This is a genomic window from Mesorhizobium sp. CO1-1-7, from assembly GCF_020164885.1.
In the GTDB taxonomy this organism is placed as follows: Bacteria; Pseudomonadota; Alphaproteobacteria; order Rhizobiales; family Rhizobiaceae; genus Mesorhizobium; species Mesorhizobium australicum.
Window position 1 is genome coordinate 26,343 of record NZ_JAIUHA010000007.1, and the last position, 18,373, is coordinate 44,715.

At 58.4% G+C, this 18,373-nt stretch carries 12 protein-coding genes; 10 read left to right on the top strand and 2 right to left on the bottom strand.

Annotated features, from left to right (window positions below):
• Positions 1–4: 4 nt before the first annotated feature.
• The 9 genes from brxC to LB516_RS28880 all read left to right on the top strand — a co-directional run bounded on the left by brxC (position 5) and on the right by LB516_RS28880 (position 14,999).
• Positions 5–3,631 carry a BREX system P-loop protein BrxC gene (gene brxC, locus LB516_RS16265; RefSeq protein ID WP_224719979.1) on the top strand — a complete coding sequence of 1,209 codons (3,627 nt, stop codon included), beginning with the start codon at positions 5–7 and terminating at the stop codon, positions 3,629–3,631.
• Between the two features lie 2 nt (positions 3,632–3,633).
• Positions 3,634–5,523 (top strand): BREX-1 system adenine-specific DNA-methyltransferase PglX, encoded by a 1,890-nt coding sequence (locus LB516_RS16270; RefSeq protein ID WP_224719980.1) that lies wholly within the window; start codon positions 3,634–3,636, stop codon positions 5,521–5,523.
• Positions 5,520–7,430 (top strand): BREX-1 system adenine-specific DNA-methyltransferase PglX, encoded by a 1,911-nt coding sequence (locus LB516_RS16275; protein ID WP_224719981.1) that lies wholly within the window; start codon positions 5,520–5,522, stop codon positions 7,428–7,430. The genes LB516_RS16270 and LB516_RS16275 overlap by 4 nt, the downstream gene beginning before the upstream one ends.
• The gene (locus LB516_RS16280) at positions 7,427–9,955 is read left to right on the top strand and encodes a PglZ domain-containing protein (protein ID WP_224719982.1); all 2,529 of its coding nucleotides are present in this window, start codon (positions 7,427–7,429) and stop codon (positions 9,953–9,955) included. The genes LB516_RS16275 and LB516_RS16280 overlap by 4 nt, the downstream gene beginning before the upstream one ends.
• Complete coding sequence (brxL, locus tag LB516_RS16285) at positions 9,952–12,048, top strand: BREX system Lon protease-like protein BrxL (RefSeq protein ID WP_224719983.1); 2,097 nt, start codon at positions 9,952–9,954, stop codon at positions 12,046–12,048. The genes LB516_RS16280 and brxL overlap by 4 nt, the downstream gene beginning before the upstream one ends.
• 475 nt (positions 12,049–12,523) lie before the next feature.
• Complete coding sequence (locus tag LB516_RS16290; RefSeq protein WP_224719984.1) at positions 12,524–12,691, top strand: hypothetical protein; 168 nt, start codon at positions 12,524–12,526, stop codon at positions 12,689–12,691.
• Positions 12,692–12,989: 298 nt separating this feature from the next.
• On the top strand, positions 12,990–14,132 hold the full coding sequence (locus LB516_RS16295; protein WP_224719985.1) for a hypothetical protein: 1,143 nt from the start codon (positions 12,990–12,992) through the stop codon (positions 14,130–14,132).
• Positions 14,133–14,154: 22 nt separating this feature from the next.
• Positions 14,155–14,802 carry a hypothetical protein gene (locus LB516_RS16300; protein WP_224719986.1) on the top strand — a complete coding sequence of 216 codons (648 nt, stop codon included), beginning with the start codon at positions 14,155–14,157 and terminating at the stop codon, positions 14,800–14,802.
• 62 nt (positions 14,803–14,864) lie between these two features.
• Positions 14,865–14,999, top strand: coding sequence for a hypothetical protein (locus LB516_RS28880; protein ID WP_263492570.1), 135 nt, complete (start codon positions 14,865–14,867; stop codon positions 14,997–14,999).
• A 1,488-nt stretch (positions 15,000–16,487) separates the two neighbouring features.
• Here LB516_RS28880 and LB516_RS16305 read toward each other — a convergent pair.
• On the bottom strand, positions 16,488–17,177 hold the full coding sequence (locus tag LB516_RS16305) for a hypothetical protein (RefSeq protein ID WP_224719987.1): 690 nt from the start codon (positions 17,175–17,177) through the stop codon (positions 16,488–16,490).
• Between the two features lie 346 nt (positions 17,178–17,523).
• On the opposite strand from LB516_RS16305, the gene LB516_RS16310 reads away from it, so the two are divergent.
• A complete protein-coding gene (locus tag LB516_RS16310) occupies positions 17,524–17,889 on the top strand; it encodes a hypothetical protein (protein ID WP_224719989.1) in 366 nt (121 codons plus the stop codon).
• On the opposite strand, the gene LB516_RS16315 is transcribed toward LB516_RS16310, so the two are convergent.
• On the bottom strand, positions 17,862–18,356 hold the full coding sequence (locus LB516_RS16315; protein WP_224719990.1) for a GIY-YIG nuclease family protein: 495 nt from the start codon (positions 18,354–18,356) through the stop codon (positions 17,862–17,864). The two genes, LB516_RS16310 and LB516_RS16315, sit on opposite strands and share 28 nt — an antisense overlap.
• Positions 18,357–18,373: the final 17 nt, after the last annotated feature.

Sequence of the window (18,373 nt, forward strand, 5' to 3'; positions counted from 1 at the left end):
TACAATGAATATCAGATCGCTTTTCGATCCTACCAAGGACATCCACAGGACCATCGAGAAGGTTATCAGCTATGGGGCTGCACAAGAAGGGCGACTGAAGTCCGAGATTTCCGAATATTGGGTCACCGAGAGCATCGAGGAACAATTCCGAAAGCTTCTCGATCTCATGCAACGAGCAATGGAGTCAGGCGGGGAGAATGAGGTCGGCGTCTGGGTGTCGGGCTTCTATGGTTCGGGCAAGAGTTCTTTCACAAAATATCTTGGTTTCGCGTTTGACAACCAGCGAACGATCGACGGCACGCCGTTCATCAAATACCTGCAGGATCGCCTTCATAAGCCGCAGACGAAAGCGCTCCTAGGCACGGTGGCACAGCGCTTTCCTGCTGCCGTGGTCATGCTCGACTTGGCAAGCGAAATGCTCGCCGGCGCCACGATGGAAGAGGTCTCGACGGTCCTCTATTTCAAGGTACTTCAGTGGGCAGGCTATTCACGAAATCTCAAAATAGCAGCGTTCGAACGCATGACCGAGAAGGACGGGCGAACCGCTGAGCTGCATCGGCGCGTTGCCGAGGCGTTGCCCGGGGCGACGTGGGATCGCGTCCAGAACAATCCTCTCGTTATCGATGGGCTCCTTCCGAAGGTCGCACACGAAATGTATCCGGCCCTTTTTCCGGATTCGAAGTCGTTCTCGTCCAGCACCGAGGGCTTCTTCCAGTTCGAGGACCAGCGCGTCACCGAGATGATCGATATCGTCCGCGAAAAGAGCGGCAAGCAGAACATCATCTTCATCGTTGACGAGGTCGGTCAATATGTCGCTTCTCGCGACAACCTGATCCTTAATCTCGACGGTCTCTCCAAGAACCTCAAGCGCCTGGGCGACGGCAAGGTCTGGATCATTTCCACCGCGCAGCAGACGCTGACCGAGGACGATCCTCGCGCTGCCTTAAACTCCGACAAGCTTTATAAGCTAAAGGACCGTTTCCCTATCCAGATCGATCTCGAGTCCAGCGACATCAAGGAGATCTGTTACCGCCGCTTGCTAGGAAAATCGCCGTCGGGAGAAGAACAGCTGGGCAAGCTGTTCGACAGCAATGGCCAGGCGCTCCGCCACAATACGAAACTCCAGGACGCCAAATACTACGATGCCGACTTCAGCCGTGAGACGTTCACAAATCTCTATCCGTTCCTGCCCGCCCATTTCGACATTCTCCTGCACTTGCTCGGCGCTCTTGCGAAGTCGACCGGGGGCATTGGGCTTCGCTCTGCCATCAAGGTGATCCAGGATGTGCTGAAAGGCGAAGGCGGCTCAAAGGCCATGGCTGATCAGCCAGTTGGCTGGCTCGCGACCACCGTCACTCTCTACGATGAACTGGAGAAGGATATCGGTCGAGCCTTTTCATCCATCCACCAGGCAATCGGAAAGGTTTTGATCCGTTTTCCCGACAGCCCTCTGCATCAGGACATCGCGAAATCCGTCGCCGTCTTGCAGGTACTCGGCAATTTGCCAGTCAACGTGCAGAACGTCGCCAGCCTCATGCATCCGTCAGTCACCGCGGCCTCGCAGCTCGATGCGATCCGCAAGGCCGTCGAGGAGATGCTGAACGACGTTCATGTCCCACTTGGAGAGAAAGAGAGCAACCTCGTCTTCCTTAGTGAGAAGCTGCGAGACATCGAGCAGGAGCGCGGGGCCGTCGCTCTGCGCTCGGTCGACGTGAGGCGCATCTTGAACGACGCCTTGCGAGGGACCTTCGACCCTCTGCCGCGCGTGAGCCTACACGGCACCCTAGCTGTGGCGTCGGGTCTCAAGGTTCAGGCCGGCAGTGCAGTCACCAGCTTGGCCGGCGAGCCAAACGCCATTCAGACCGTTGTTGAATTTGTGGCGACCGGCGACTATGACGCGGCACGCAATCGCATTCTCGATGAGTCTCGGAGTCGGACTGGCCACAATGTCATCGGCCTAATCGCACGTTCGAACCCCGACCTTGACGACCTTGCCAACGAAATCTACCGCAGCCAGCGCATCGCAGAGCTTCACCGCAACGAACCTGATCAGGAAGTCAGGGACTATTGCGCCGGGCAGCTCGATCGGGCGGCCAAGCTTGCGTTGCAGCTTCAAGGCAAGCTCCGGCAAACGCTACAGGGCGGGTCATTCGTTTTTCGGGGTAACGCCACTGCCGTCTCGACCCTCAACCCGGATCTGCTAGAGGCGGCAAAGAAGCTTCTGACCGACGTCTCGGGTCAAGTGTTCGATCGCTACGTCGAGGCTCCGGTTCGGGCCGCGACAGACACGGCCGAGAAGTTTCTCAAAGTGGCAAACCCTGCCGCGATTGGCAGCAGCCTTGATCTTCTCGGCCTTATCCAAATCGTTTCCGGACGCGCGTCCTTCAAGACGGATCATAAGGCCATGGTGAGTATCCGCGACTACATCGACAAGCGCGGCACGGTCGATGGCAAGCGCCTCCTCGAGGACTTCAGCAGCGATCCTTTTGGTTGGTCGCCGGATACCACGCGTTACATTCTTGCAGCCATGCTAATGGCGGGAGAAATTAAGCTCAAGGTCTCCGGTCGCGAGGTCACTGCCGCAGGCCAACAGGCGATCGACGCTCTCAAGACTAACAATTCGTTCAAGCAGATTGGCGTGGCGTTGCGTGACGTGCGCCCATCTATCGAAATGCTGGGTCGGGCCGCTGAACGGCTGACTGAGCTCGTCGGCGACGTAGTCATCCCACTGGAGCAGGAGATCAGCAAGGCCACCGCGAAGCATTTTCCGCGTTTCCAGCACGACTATGGCTCGCTTGCTGAAAGGCTCAGTGGTTTGGGCCTCTCCGGAAGCCAACGCATCCGGGCCATGAACCAGGACATAGCGGATGTGCTGTTCACGGACGCTTCCGATGCAACCCAACGGCTGGGCGCGGAAAAATCGGCCATCTATGACAATTTGAAGTGGGCACGAGAGGTCCAGCGGGCTTTCGATGGGGGTCTCGACATGACCCTCCGCGAGCTCCAATCCCACGGCCGGGAAATCGAAGCCCTTCCGGAAACAAGTGTGCCTGGGGAACTGCGCCGTCAGCTGGGTGATGATCTCGCGACCCTGTCGGAGCGTCTGAAGCAAGACGATTTTTTTAGGCATAGCGCCGATTTCAACTCACTCCTCACGCACATCAAAAGCCGTGTGCGTGATGCGGCGATTGCCCTGTCGGAGCAGCAGAAGCTTCGCCTGAAGGAAGGCGCTGATGACATGCAACTGCTTCCTGAGTGGGCGGGACTCATACAAGAGGACCGGGGCAATGCCGTGGCACGCCTGGAAGCGCTGGAGCTTGCAGCGTCGCACGATCTGTCGGGACTGAAGCGGCTTCTGGCGCGAGACTACGAGATAAGTAGCACGATCGAGGAATTGAAGCGCGCGATCCATCGCCAGGGGCAGGAGAGACAGCGCCAAGAATTTGAGGAGGAGGCGGAGAAATTCAAGGAGCAAAAGAGCGGCAAGCTTTCAAGATCAATCGCGGTGCCGCCAATAATGTTGACGGTTCACGAGCTAGACGCGCTGATCGCCGAGCTCAGCGAACTCAAGTCTCAGCTCACGCTGTACGATGAGATCGAGGTGTCCTTCGTTGTCGCCGGGAATGAGTGACGATGGCGTTCGATCAGCCCACTCGTAACCGATTTCAGCGCTTCGTTACCGACGCACGACGTGCGCTGGAAGAGGAGTTCACCCGCCAACTACAGAATGACTATGGGCTCGATCCGGTTTCCGGCACGATGGCGCCCTTGGAGAGTCTTCGCCATCTGAACGACCAGGGGCGCGAGACTGCGCGGATTCTGCGCGACACTCTTGCCCACTACTGCGCCGACCCAGGCACTGACGCCAAGTCGGGGCTGGATCGCATCGTTCGGGAGCAGGCGTTCACGGTGCTCAACCGCCTCGCGGCCCTTCGGATGGCCGAGGCGCGCGGGCTTCTAATCGAGTCAGTCGGCAACGGCTACCAGGCTAAGGGCTTCCAGCTCTATGCACGCTTGGCTGGCACCGGCCTGGGCGAGACGGGCGATGCCTACCGCGTGTACCTACACGGCGTCTTCGACGAGCTTTCGGAGGACCTGCCCAGCCTCTTCGATCGCTACTCGCCTCAAGGCCGGCTATTCCCCCGTGAGGCGGCGCTGATCCAGGTCTTGGATCTCATCAACCACGGCGAGATCGAGCGGTTGTGGGCCGAGGACGAGACGATCGGCTGGATCTACCAGTATTTCAATTCGAAGGACGAGCGGAAGGCGATGCGCGATGCCTCACAGGCGCCGCGCAACAGCCGCGAGCTGGCGGTGCGCAATCAGTTCTTTACCCCGCGCTATGTGGTGGAATTCCTGGTCGACAATACGCTGGGACGGCTCTGGTTCAACTGGACCGGCGGGCAGACGGGCCTTCGCGACCTTTGCCAATATCTGCTTGTGAAGCCGGACGAGAAGCCTGAGCCCGCCAAGCGCCTGCGCGATCCGCGCACTATAAAGCTGCTTGATCCGGCTTGCGGTTCGATGCACTTCGGACTCTACGCCTTCGATCTTTTCTTGGAAATTTACCGCGAGGCATGGGAGTGGCAGCAGGCCCACGGCTCGGGCTGCCTCGATACGGAAATCGGCGGCAGCGCCGATATGAAGCCGCTCAGCCAGTGCTATGCTGATCAGGCGGCGTTCACGCACGATGTGCCGCGGCTAATTATCGAGCACAACATCTACGGCGTCGATATCGATCCGCGCGCTGCACAAATCGCCTCGCTGGCCCTTTGGTTGCGGGCGCAGCGGGCCTGGTATGAGGCGGGCGTGAAGGCGAAGGACCGGCCGCAGGTCGGCCGCGGGCATGTGGTGGCGGCTGTGGCTCCGCCGGCCGAGGTGGAACTGCGCAAGCGGTTCATGGAAGAGCTCGCCCCCCTGGATGCAGAGTTGTTCGAGAAGACGCTGTTCCTACTCAAGGGCCTTCCGGAGCTTGGGGTTCTGTTGCAGGTCGAACAAGAGCTTCCGGCCCTCGTCCGCGCGGTCTTTGGCGAGCATGGCGACCTCTTCCGCAAAGAGGACATGGTGCAGTGGCACAAGGCCGAGGCGCGGTTGCGGGAGGCGCTGACAGACTATGCCCGAGCGGCGCGGTCCACGTATCAGGGGCGGCTGTTTGCCGAGGATGCGCTTCAGGGCCTGCGGATGATCGACCACTGCCGCGAGGTGTTCGACGCGGTGGTAATGAACCCGCCCTTCGGCGCGCTGGCGGCGGGAACCAAGGCGCAGCTGGTCAAGGCCTATCCGCGCAGCAAGAACGATCTCCTGGCGATGTTCGTCGAACGTGGGCTGGACCTCATGCGCCGGGGCGGTCGGATCGGCGCCATCACCTCGCGCACCTGCTTTTTCCTCTCCAGCTTTCAGAAATGGCGTGAAGAGGTGGTGCTAGGCATCGCCCGGCCTGAGGTCATGGCCGATCTGGGGTACGGCGTCATGGATGACGCGATGGTGGAAGCCGCAGCTTACGTGCTGGAGAAACAGGCATGACTACTTTTCTGCGCCTGCTGGCGGATAAGGACAAAGGCAGCAATCTGCTGGCCAGTTGCACGGCGTTGCGTGCCAATGCCGACGAGGCTCGGGTCTTTCAGGTGGCGCCAGAATCCTTCCGCACCGTGCCGGGGGCGCCGTTTGCATATTGGGTAAGTGAGGCTGTGCGGGAAGTTTTTGAACGGCTGCCAGCGCTGGAGTGCGATAAGCGCACGGCACGACAAGGGCTGGCCACAGCTGACGATTTTCGCTTTGTCCGTGCCGCTTGGGAGGTCGAAGGGAGCCACGAAGGTTGGTGGGGCTTCGCAAAAGGCGGAGCATTCTCGCCATACTACTCGGATATCTACCTGGTTGCTAACTGGTCCGACGATGGAAAGGAAATGAAGGCATGGGCCGATCCTCTCTACGGCAACTCGGGATGGTCGCGAATACTCAAGAGCACTGACTGCTATGCTCGTCCGGGCCTCACCTGGCCGCGGCGTACGCAAGGCGGCCTTAGCCTGCGCGCCATGCCTCGAGGCTGCATCTTTGCCGACAAAGGCCCGGCCGCCTTCGTCGCGAACGATGCCCCCGACGCATTGTTGGCACTCCTTGCGATGGTCAATAGCCAAGCGTTCCGCCTTCTAGTGTCGCTGCAAATGGCGTTTGGCTCTTATGAAGTCGGCGTTATCCAGAAAACCCCCGTTCCCGACCTCACCGCCGACCAGGAAGCTACGCTCTCCTTGCTGGCCCGCCGCATTTGGTCGCTGAAACGCACCCTCAATACGATCGAAGAGACCTCACACGCCTTCGTGCTGCCCGCTGCGTTGCGCGCGCGCGCGGGTAACTACGACCCGCGCGCTATCGAAGCTGAGCTTTTGTGCATCCAGGCCGAAATCGACGCCATGGCGTACGACCTCTACGGCTTCAGCGAGGCGGACCGCACCGCCACGATGAAGGGCCATGGTGCCACGATGGAGAAGACGGCAGGGGACATTGAGGCGGCGGACGACGACGTCGAGGATGAGGACAGCGCCACCCCCATCGACCAGACGACGGGCTTGCTCAGCTGGGCCGTAGGTGTCGCTTTCGGCCGCTTCGATTTGCGGCTGGCCACCGGCGAGCGCCCTGCGCCGCCCGAGCCTCACCCTTTTGACCCGCTCCCAGCAAAAAGCTCGGGCATGCTGCCTGGCGGCGCAGAGCCGTTTTACACGCATCCCGGCATCCTTGTGGATGACCCCGGCCACCCGCACGACCTTGCCAGGTTGGTTGAGGAAGTTCTCACTCGCGTCGAGGCCGCCGTGCCATCTGACGTGCGCCGTTGGCTGCAACGCGATTTCTTCTCCTTCCATCTGCAGCGCTACAGCAGGAGCCGTCGGAAGGCGCCGATCTATTGGCCGCTCTCGACCACCTCGGCCAGCTACACGCTCTGGCTCTACTATCCCAGCCTGACCAGTCAGACGCTATACACCGCGGTCAACGACTTCATCGAACCGAAGCTGAAGCAGGTGGGCCAGGATGTCGCCGCGCTACGCAATAAGGGCAGCGCCCGCACCCGCGACGACGAGAAGAGCTTTGAGGCGCTCCAGGTTCTCGATCTCGAACTAGTCGAACTGCGTGACACCCTGTTGCAGATCGCCCCGACCTATCGCCCGAACCACGGCGACGGCGTGCAGATCACCGCCGCCCCGCTCTGGCAGCTCTTCCGCCAAAAGCCCTGGCATAAGGTGCTGAAGGACACCTGGGCCAAGCTGGAAAAGGACGACTATGACTGGTCTCACCTGGCCATGGCGTACTGGCCCGACCGCGTGCGAGAAAAGTGCAAGACTGACAAATCCCTAGCCATCGCGCATGATCTCGAACACCTCCATGTCGAAGCCAAGCCTGCAGCGAACAAAAGGTCGCTGCAGAATGGAGGCGGATTATGAGCATCGCCGGCTTCATCCGCGACATAATACTTAGCCCCCGCTTGCTGAAGGCAGGTAGCCTTGTCGTGTATGACCCGGACCGTCGCTATCAAGCGCTTTGCATGGGCCTGGAAGGCGACCGAATACGCATCATCGACGCTTCCGAGAGCGGCATCGAAAGCCGCCACGCCGCGATGATAGCACTGCGCGAGGTCGGCCGGCCGCAAAGCCAGCTCGACGCCATGCTGATCTACGTGCCCGCCAGGCGACCAGCAACCGACGAAAGTAAGCAAGTCGATCCGTTCTCCATCTATGCGGAGAGCGGCGCTGCATTTCCCAATGACGACGGCGATGAATATTTGAGCCTGTGCCTTCGCGCCAAGCCGGACCACGCGACCGAAATCCGCCGCGTCTTCGCCGGGTCGCGCGACGGTCCCTCCTTCTCCGTCATCGACGCGATCGGGAGCGGAGCCAGCTGGCCGCAGCTGCGAGCGGCGCTGAAGGTGGAGTCGGGGCGCGAAATCCTGACTGGCCTTCTCGCCCCTGCCGAGCGCCAGGCAGAAGCTCTCAAGGCTCAGCACAGCTGGATCGATGAGGCTCGCGAGTTTCTCCGAGCCACATTGGGAATGGACGTCAAGACGCGGGGAAAGGGTTGGAGTTCTCTCGCTGACGAGCTCTGGCGCTTTGTGCTCTTTAGCGAGTTCGTCTTCGACCTGCCCGAGGCGCTGCCCGAGGCGCTGAAGGGCGTACCGCACGCGCCGGTCGAAGCAAGGCCGATCGTGGAGGATGTGTGCGAGCGGCTTCGCACTGATGCCAAATCGCGCAACGTCTACATCGATCGCGCCGAGAACATCGAAGCCGAACTCGATTTGGCGGCGCAGTGCCGCGCGATCGAGGACCTCGGCGAGCGGGACACTTTCCCATTCGAGGAACGAACGTTCTTCCAGGCGGCGATCAAGGGCATCAAATCCAGTGACACCGACATCACGCGCCGGGTGCTGGCGCGCCACAAGAATTCCGTCTGGCTCGGAAAGGGAGAAAGCCAAGCACAGTGGGAATTGGTGCGCGCCGGTCTCAGTCTCATTGAGGCATGCGAGGATCTCGAGCGCCAACTACCTGAACACGTCCGAACCCAAGCCAACTTGCTGGATTTCTATCTCGGAAGCCTGCGCGAGGCAGATCGCCTGCAGCGCGAATTCGAGCAGGCGGTCGGGGATTTCCTCGACCCGCATGACTTAATGCACGAGGTCATCGATCAGGCGCGCGCTCGCTACCGCCGTCTCGCCGAAAAGGTGCAGACCATTTTTGTCAAACACATCGAGACGACGGGCTGGCCGCCGGCAGGCCGGTTTGCCAATGCCGATTGCTTCGATCGTCTTCTTGCCGGCCGCCTCAAGGAGAGCGGACGTCGCGTGGCTTACCTGATGGTCGATGCATTGCGCTACGAACTGGGAGTGTCTCTGGAGAAGCTGCTTGCCGAAGACGGCCCGGTCGAGCTGCAAGCCGCCTACGCCCAATTGCCCACAATCACACCGGTGGGAATGGCAAGCCTGCTGCCAAATGCCCGCACACACCTGACACTAGAGGTTGACGCCGGCTCGCTCCTTCCGAAGTTTTCCGGTGTTCCAGTCGGCAATGTCAGCCAACGCATGGAGATTTTGAGAAAACGTTTCGGTGACCGCTTCGCCGAGATGCCTCTCAACGATTTCGCGCGGGGAAAGCCGAAAATTCCTCCGACCGTCGATCTTCTGGTCCTCCGCTCGACGGAAATTGACAGCCATCTGGAAAGTAATCCCGAGACCACTTTGGGATTGATTATCGGGACGCTTAAGCTGATCCGGGTGGCGCTTCACAAGCTTCGCAAGGAAGGCTTCAAGGAGGCGGTCATCGTGACCGACCATGGCTTCTTCCTCAATGCTCAGGCCGAAGCTGGCGATGTCTGCGTCAAACCACAAGGCAAGTGGCCGGTCAACGCCCATGATCGGATGTTGCTGGGCGACGGCACAGCCGACACCCACAGCCTCGTCGTCAGCGCAGAGAAGATCGGCATCAGAGGTGGCTTCTCCCAGGCCGCTCTACCCCTGAGCATGGCGCCCTATCGCTCTGGACACCTGTATTTTCATGGCGGCGCGTCCCTTGCCGAGGCGGTCGTGCCGATTTTGGTGGCTCGCCTGGATACGAAAGAACAGAAAGCCACGGGCAAGGTGACGGTTGAACTTGCCTACAAGAGCGGAGCGAAACGCATCACCACGCGCGTCCCGGTGCTGGACGTCATTTTGCTTTCCGATGACATGTTCACACGCGACCTAGGCATTGAGATTCTCCTGGAGGCACAAAACTCCAACGGAGACGTCGTCGGTGAGCTTCGCCCCGGAGGCGACGTGAACCCAGCTACGCGAACGCTCTCATTGGCTCCGGGCCAGCGCAGGCAGATCGCCCTGCGCATGGACCCTGACTTCGAAGGCAAATTCACGGTGAGAGCGCTCAACCCCACCACTTTGGCGAGCTACAGCATGCTGCCCCTCGAGACGGACTACACCGTATGAGCGAAATGGATGAACTAGACCGGCAATTAACCACCGCGTTCGACGGAAAGGTCGTTCGCAAGGACCTGCTGCATCGAATCAAAAAAGGGACGAACGTGCCGACTTTCGTCTTGGAGTTCCTGCTTGCGCGCTACTGCGCCAGCAACGACCAGGCAGAAATGGACGCCGGGATGGAAGCGGTCCTAGCTACTTTGCAGGACAACTATGTGCGCCCGGACGAGGCGAACGCCGCGCAGTCGAAAGTTGCCACCAAGGGCAAGCATCGCTTTATCGACAAGGTGCACGTTCGCTATGTGGAGAAGGAAAAACGGCACTGGGCCTCACTGGAGAACTTCAACTCGCAGCGTATCGCCGTTGGCGAAAAGTTCTATCGCGATAATGATCGCCTGCTGGAGGGCGGCATTTGGGCTGAAGTGACACTGGCGCATAACAACATCGAGGAAGACGACTATGCTTTCTATATCGAGGAACTGCGCCCCATCCAGCTCTCCCGGTTCGATTTTCCGCAGTATGCTGAGAGCCGGAGTGCTTTCACGCGCGATGAATGGCTGGACGTCATCATGCGCTCGGTTGGACTGGAGCCGTCGAAAATCACCCAGCGCGTCAAATTGCACTACATCGCCCGGTTGGCCCCGCTGGTCGAGCCGAACTACAACTACATCGAGCTTGGTCCCCGCGGCACGGGCAAATCGTACTTCTTCAGCGAGTTTTCGCCCTATGCAACGCTGATCTCCGGCGGCCAGGCGACGAAGGCCACGCTCTTCTACAACAATGCGCGCCGCAAGGTCGGCCTAGTCGGTTACTGGGATACTGTTGCCTTCGACGAAGTCGGAGGGATCAAGGTTCGCGATCCGGATACGATTCAGATCATGAAGGACTTCATGGCCAATGGCCGCTTCTCGCGTGGCGCTGAGGTCATTGCCGATGCCAGCATGAGCTTCGTCGGCAATATCGACCTGTCGGTGCAGCAGGTTGTGAACTCCACTGAATACGATCTTTTCCAGCCGCTTCCTCCCGAGCTAGATCTGGCGGTGATGGATCGTTTCGCGGCCTACATCCCAGGCTGGGAGATGCCCAAGAACAGCAGTGAGTTTCTGACCAGTCGTTACGGATTCATCACCGACTATCTCGCTGAGGCCTTTCATCACCAGTTCAAGCACACCAACCGATATGAAGAGGTCAGCCGGCGCGTTCGCCTCGGTAAGGCGATCGAGGGGCGAGATGAAAAAGGCATCAAGAAGACAATCTGCGCTTTCCTGAAGGTCTTGCATCCAAAAGGACCGCCGACCGACCACGAGTTCGACGAGTACGTCTCCTACGCGATCGAGTGCCGCCGCCGCGTGAAGGAGCAAATGAACAAGCGCAAGCCGGATGATGAGTTTGCGCGAATCGACTTGTCATACTTCAAGACGGATGGGCAGGAGGTTATCGTCTTTTGTCCGGAGTCGAAGGACGCAGCCGCTACGCAGGATCCTACTCGCCGCAGAATCAGTCGCCAAGCAGGAGGGTCGGCAACGACTGCAGCAACCGGATCGCTCGCTGAACCCGCTCCGAGTATGGCGGCCCAGCCCACCCCTCCTGCGCCGCCCGCCCTTCCGACAACGGGCTCCGAGACGGCTGAGCCGGGTGAGCAGCATTTCACGATTTTGTACGGTGACACCGGGCACAGCTACGAGTCGATCATGGGACCGTATCTCTCCGGCACCAAGGAAATTGTGATCGAGGACCCATACATCCGGGCTCAGCATCAAATTCAGAATTTTGTTCGTTTCTGCGAGACGGTGTTGAAGTCGGGCTCGGTGAGAAAGATAAATCTCATCACTAGCTACGACGACAAAACACAGTTCGCCGATGTCGCACCGAAGTTGGAAGACCTCAAGCAAAGCCTCCTCGAATTGGACGTCGTTCTCGACGTGAAGCTCAACGCGAACATACACGATCGGGAAATTCGCCTCGACAACGGCTGGGTGATCAAGATCGGCAGGGGTTTGGATTTCTTCCAGAGGCCTAACAGCTGGTTCGAAGTGGGCGCAAATGACCTCAGTCTGCGAAAATGCCTGGAGACTAAGGTCGACATCTACCGGACAATTTGAAATCTCCTCGGCCGACGGGCTATCGTTTCACCCGCGACTCGCAAAGCGCCAATTGCCCACCAGGAAGCGACTCTGAATGGTTCAGAATGTGAAAGAACTCACTTGGAAAGCAGACGTCGAGCGCGCCCTGCGGGAGATTGGTCGTCCCGCCACCATATCTGAGATCTTTAGAGTCGTCCGAAAAAACCGACAGCTTGAGGGTCGTCAGATCACTACGCACTCTCGACACGGCGTCCGAAGAATATTGCTGAATGAATTTGAAATTGTTTCTTCAGCTAAATCTGAGACTATATTTTGGCTTAGAAATACAAATCTTTTGTAGATCATTCGGTTTATCGGAGTTGAACTTAAAATGTCAAAGACTTTAGGTGCTACGACACGGGTCAAGACGAGCCGCTAGCTGCCTAGCCAGAGGCCGGGCTTGTCGTGGTAGCAGCGCCGGGGTGGCTCGAGCTCGAGCCTGAAGGAGGCAATCATGGCAAGCGAAACGACAATTGCATCGGCCGCCATCGTGGAACGGGGCAAGATCGCGAGGAACAGGAAGGAAATCGGACCGGCTTTGCTGCCGGTGGAAAACGGCGACGCAGCACCCCTGGATGACTTGGTCCGAACGAGCGGCCTAGAGACTGAGGCCAAAACTTAGGCTAGAGAGTCGCGAAAATCGGTCTGCGCGCGAAATTTGTGATGCGAAATAACAACCTAAAGTCTATGAAATAACGAGGATATAAGGCTTATCACAAGATCTTCGAAAAAGGAGCGTGGTGGCTGGCTGGCCAAGCGTGTAGGGAGCCGGATCAGGCGCTAGTCCCAGCTCACGAGGTCAACGTGTCTAGTCTGTCCATCAGTGTAAAATTCCAGTTCACACCTAGGGTGTCCTAGCGGTCTCCGCGACGGGAATGTTGAGATGGTCGAAGAGATAATTCTGCCGAGGGGCGATAGGCATGTTCCGTATCGTTCGTTTGGGCCGAAGGGCAATCGGTGGGGCAATGCTGATTGCAGCGCTTGTTGCCTTCTTCTCCTCAAACAAATTTGCCGCCCTAGAGCTGGCATTTAATTTTTGGGATCCGTTCGCGATCTCACAATATCGTCTGAGTCGTCTTTCCACTCACGACTATGAGGTATCCATCGAACAAGCGCTGGAAGAGGGGGATGTTTCTGAGGCTAACAGCCTTGTGAAGCTCGCCCAGGACAACGGGATCCAATTGCCACCGGATCTGGTGGACCGGGCACACGAAAGCCCTTTTGAATTCGGATTGCGGAACAGCAAGGATTTCCTGGACGGCGCGATTACCGGACAAGTGACGACTCCAGCCTCTATCGGTGGTGTTCTGGCGGCCGATTACTTCGGTGTCGGCGATATCCGCGATGCAGTTATCCAAGGCAACCATCTTATCCGTAGAGAAGACTACGACAAGCTCACACTTGGGCTTTCCCTGGTCGGTCTAGCGACAAATGTCCCAGGTTCCGGACCGATCGATATCGGGTTCTCGCTTTTCAAAAACGCAAACAAGGCCGGGAAGCTGTCGAAAGCGCTGCGCACGCGCCTCGGAGCCATATCCGCTCGTCTGGTTGACGTTGACGGCTTGAAACGAGGACTTTCGCGGACCTCACTGCCCTCATTCAAGAGTCCTTCGGTAGCGGCCGTTCGCGCAGCATTCAGCGAGATCGATTGGCGCCGCGTCGCGAAGGGCGACTTCTCGGGATTCAGAAAACTGATCTCCGAAATGATCCCTGTCGACATCAAGGCTGCAAAAGAAGCCTTTAGCGGCGCGGTTCGCAAAGAGGTGGTGGAGGAGGTCGGTTTACTTGCGAGTTCTGCAACCGGAATAGCGTCGAGCGGAGGAATAAAGGCGACATTTCGAGCGCTGGAATATGCCGACGACGCCGAGGACCTATCCAGGTTCCGGTCCTTGGCAAGGCGTATGGGTGAGAAAACCTCTGCAGTCCTGAAAATGCTAGGCGAAGGAGCGATCAGGCTTGGGGAACTGGTTTATTTGGTCGTATCGGTTTTGATTGCGGCGATAGGTTGGGTCGCTGGCGCCTTGTGGTTCGTGTTTTCTCTGATCCGGACCTATTCAGCTTAGTAAAAGGCAAGGGGGCTAGCACATGAATTCGAAAGGACGTTCAAGACTGGCGTTGGTGGCGGCAGGGATCGGTGGGACAGCTGTCGCGGGGTTCGGTTTCGCGTTCGGCAGTGACATCTACAAGAAAACAAAGAAGAACGTCGAATTGATCGCGCTCGTTTTGGCAACAGTTTTTTGCCCGTTCATCGGCGGACGGGGTCTCGTCCGAGGACATGATCGAGGGATATTCGAAACCATCTTCCTGACCGTTCTTGCAAGCCTCCTTCTGATCGCGGCAGGCCTGTGCGCCGCCACCCTCCTGATGTTAGGGGTCCTCATGCTTGTCGCCGACGGCAAACTTGACAGCCCCTTCCTGCTTGCGCTGTTGGGCGGGTTTGTGCTGACCACGCTCCTGGCGGGAATGGGGATCGTGGTTGGCCTTGTTCAGCGACCTAAACGGCTTAAGGCAATCGCGGTTGGCAAGTTCAACGAGCGCTTCCTGGACGAAAATGGGTTTCGGGAAACAGACGGAGACGACGTCACTCACTATGATGACAGCGGCCAAGCGTTGCGCTTCCTTGAGGCTCACCAAAATCGTCTCGTCTTCATGGCTGTTGGCCGGCGCGGGAAACGGGCGTTTATCGATCTCGACCAAGACGGCCGGATGGTAAGCTACTCTGGCGTCAAATAACCAGCATTGAACCCCGGAGAGGGGTAACCGAGCTGCGTAAGGACTCGGTTGGGGAGAGGCAAATGAATGTCGTCGAGCTGCGGAATGCCATGAATGAAATCGAGCTTTTGAGAGAGCACCAAATCCGCAAAGTCCTGGTCGGCGCGGAAATTTCGCAGCCCCTGGGGGGATACACTTCGAGTGACAACCTTGGGTGACGAGTCGGCTCCCGAACCAAACATGCGCGATTTGATGGCCGCAGTCGCATATGTGCTCTTGCATTGGGGCTGGCTGGAAGAAGAAGTCCGCGCGCGTATCAAGGCAGTCGAGCCAGAGCGCCAATTGTCTGAGGGATCATTGTGGGTTCACTGGCGCGAAGTCGAGCCAGAGGCTTGCCGGCGGCTCCGGAGCAACATTCAGACGCTTGTCGATGTCCGAAATTGCCTTGCGCATGGGCTGTGCGGGGCAAAAGCAGACCTGCGCTCCGGCAGCGAGCCGCACGTTGTCTGTCGAACAGGGGCAGGCAGGCGCCAATTCAACATTTGCGAGTTGGAGCGAGTGGCTGACGCGCTCCACGTGGCAAGGAACGAGGTGCGCGACAGTCGCGTTTGATTGCACTGGTAGGAAAGCCGCGCCAGCGGAAACTAGATGTCAGAAATCCAGGACTTTGAGGGGTTTACTGACGGAGAGAGCGGGGTTGGAACCCTGACAGTCGGTTCCGTCAGTGTAAAATACCCATTTCACACTTATCCAGCACAGCCCAGTGCATTCGTGAGGTTGTGCTATTCTTCAGCGGGGTTGGTCGTTTGTAAGCTTACTCCCTGGATCCAGCGCGCGCGTTTACTCCGGCGTTCGTGTATCGCCAAAAACAGCGGTCGTCCGCTACTCACCAAGGCGAGCGCCTCACTAGCAAAGAGCGGGGAAACATGAAGCCACGCCATCCAACGTGGCTCGCCACGTACCTTGTCGATGAGTCCCATGCCTGAAGGAGGATTGTAGATAGGGATCTGCCTACCTCGGTAGGAACGAAACTTTAGCGATCCATGTTCGTCGCGTGCCTGTACGTCTTTGACCGTTGCCTTCATGCGCTGGCGGTCCGAATTCGATCCATAGATCGTCAATTCATAAGCTTCGCCCCCCGGCCTTCTGGATAAGTCGCTACGCCGGTGAATGTCAGTTGGGTTGTGGTCCGATACAAAGGGGCGTCATCATCCAAATCCCAAGCATATTGAGGCTGATATATTCCGGATTCGATGCGAGTTTCGACGCTCGCCTCGTGGTGCTCCACTTTGATGGCGAGATGCGTATATTCCTCTCCGGGTCGGGGCTTCCTCTTAGGGGGCACCGGATCGTTCGCCTCATTGGATTATGGTCGCGCGGTCGATGTTAACCCCGATATGGTCCTTCTGAGGGCAAAAGTTCGTATGGCGGATCTCCCGTGTGGCCTCTTTCCGCATGGTGGCCTACACGTTTTTGCCGAGACGCGTCGTCGCTGCCGTAACTACGATAGTGCTCGTCTTGGCCATGGCGAGTTGGCCCTATGGGCTGTTGAGGGTCATCGTTGCCGGGCCACTGCGGTGTGGAACTTCGCCGATCGCTGGTTGCGGATAATCAGCGCCCCGTCCGGATGCTCTTTGCGGCAGCATTCATCCTCAACCTCTTCTTTCGGTATTTCTATCCAGAGATGTTTGGGCGGTTTGGACCCTTCACGCCACAGGGGCTTGGACGGGCAGGAAGGGGGTATGCACCCCCTCTTGCAACGGATGGTTGTTTGGGATCCCGACATGCTTCCTCTGGCGCTCTAGGGTGTCATGCCAGTCAGTTTTCGTCTGCGGGCAATTGCGACCCGAGCCGCTTTTGTCGCCAATGAAGTAGATGAACAGGAGGTGGGCCGGGACGTTCTGTTCATGGAGGAAGTTTAAGACCGCAAGTCGGTTGCAATACTGATAGTAGCCCTTGAGCCAATCACGTTCAGGGCTTACGCCAAGAGCCTGCTTCGTGGCTGCTAGGGTCACCGCAATCTGAGCCCGACTGTGCTCGCTTGAGGCCGAGCACGAAGAAGCCACTTCCCCTTCATGCGCTTTGGCCTCTACCAGTAGCCATTGCCATTGGCCACCTATCCGGACCCTGCCAACACCATCCCAATTTGGGGGATTGCCGGTGCTTGGCCAGATTTTTCGCCACGCGCTTTGCAACGGAACATCATGACTGAGGAAATTGAGGCCTTTCCATTCCCGGAGCTTCCCTGGATTGTGCGGATCGGGCGGTCCGGGGAGCCATTCAACATCGTCTGAGCCGGTGGTCATTTGAATTGCGCTGTTCAGACTGACGCGATCAAATTCCAGATACCGGAGCAAATGAAATTCGCTCCCGTATCCATTGCCCAACTTGCCCATCTTTGCTTCCAACTGTGGCGATATCCTTGTCTAGGCTGGCGGTATCGTGGTGACGAGCCCTGCGGGCTGCTCCATGACTGCTTTGTGCGCTGTGAAGGTTTCGCCCTCCCTAGCTCGCATCGCAGCGCTCAAAATCGACCACGCCGGGCTTCTTATCAAGCTTCATATACTGATGATGCGCCCAGTCCAACTCCAGATGCCCCGATGAACGACCTCGTGATTGACCGGCGAGGGCCTCCAGATGCCCGGGCTCCAGCGCGATTGCGCCGGAGCGGAGGTTCCAGTCGAATCTGGACCGCGGACGGTCTGGTCAGCGGGGTGGCGCGCGACGCGGATTGGTTGGAACATGAGCGCTGATTTCTCCCAACGCCGCCTGAAGATGGTCGTTGGTCAGGTCCGCACCACCGACGTAACCAGCGCACCGCTCATCGACGCCATGCTGGTGACCCCGCGCGAAGCTTTTGTCCGCCCCGGGCAAGCCGATCTTGCCTATATCGATGAAGACATCCGCATCTCGGACGGCGCCAGCGGCGGCGGTGCGCGCTTCACGTCTGGGCATCCGGCATCCCTTCTCGTACTCGTTTGGCGACGGCGTCGTTTTACAATGACGCCGAATTCTTCAACCGCACGACGGGTCCAGCTCACACGCGCGATTAGCGAAATCGACGAAATGCGGGAGACGGGTCACGAGCTGATGTTTGCTAGCAGATAAGCTACATCATCAAGTTCGAAGAACACATCTGGCATGTTGTCGAGAGACTCTCTGCCCGTGCTGCCCCGTGACCGGCCGCCCTGGAAATCCCAAATGTCATGCCAAAGTTCCTCAAGCTCCCACGTCAGCCTGAACCAATCGCCCCGAACCCGGTCCTTGGCAAAGCGGTCGTTGACCATTTTTTTGGCTTCGAAATAGAAGTGGAACACCTCTTGAACGGATAGCTTGTTGACGTTCCCGCTGTTGAGCGCGGCGATCCGGCCATAAACATTTGTGGCGAAGCCGATCTTCACGAGTTTGCCGCACATCGCAAAATAGATGTACCCGCGCCGATTGCCGGCAACCGGCTCCGGCGAGGCTGGCCGCCACTCCCTAGCCTTCGGATCGAAAACTGCTGATTTGGTCGATTTGATAAGGTTTGGCGTTGACCTAATTTCAGTCATCCGCTGTTTAAAATATCGGCTCATATCTAACCCCATTTACG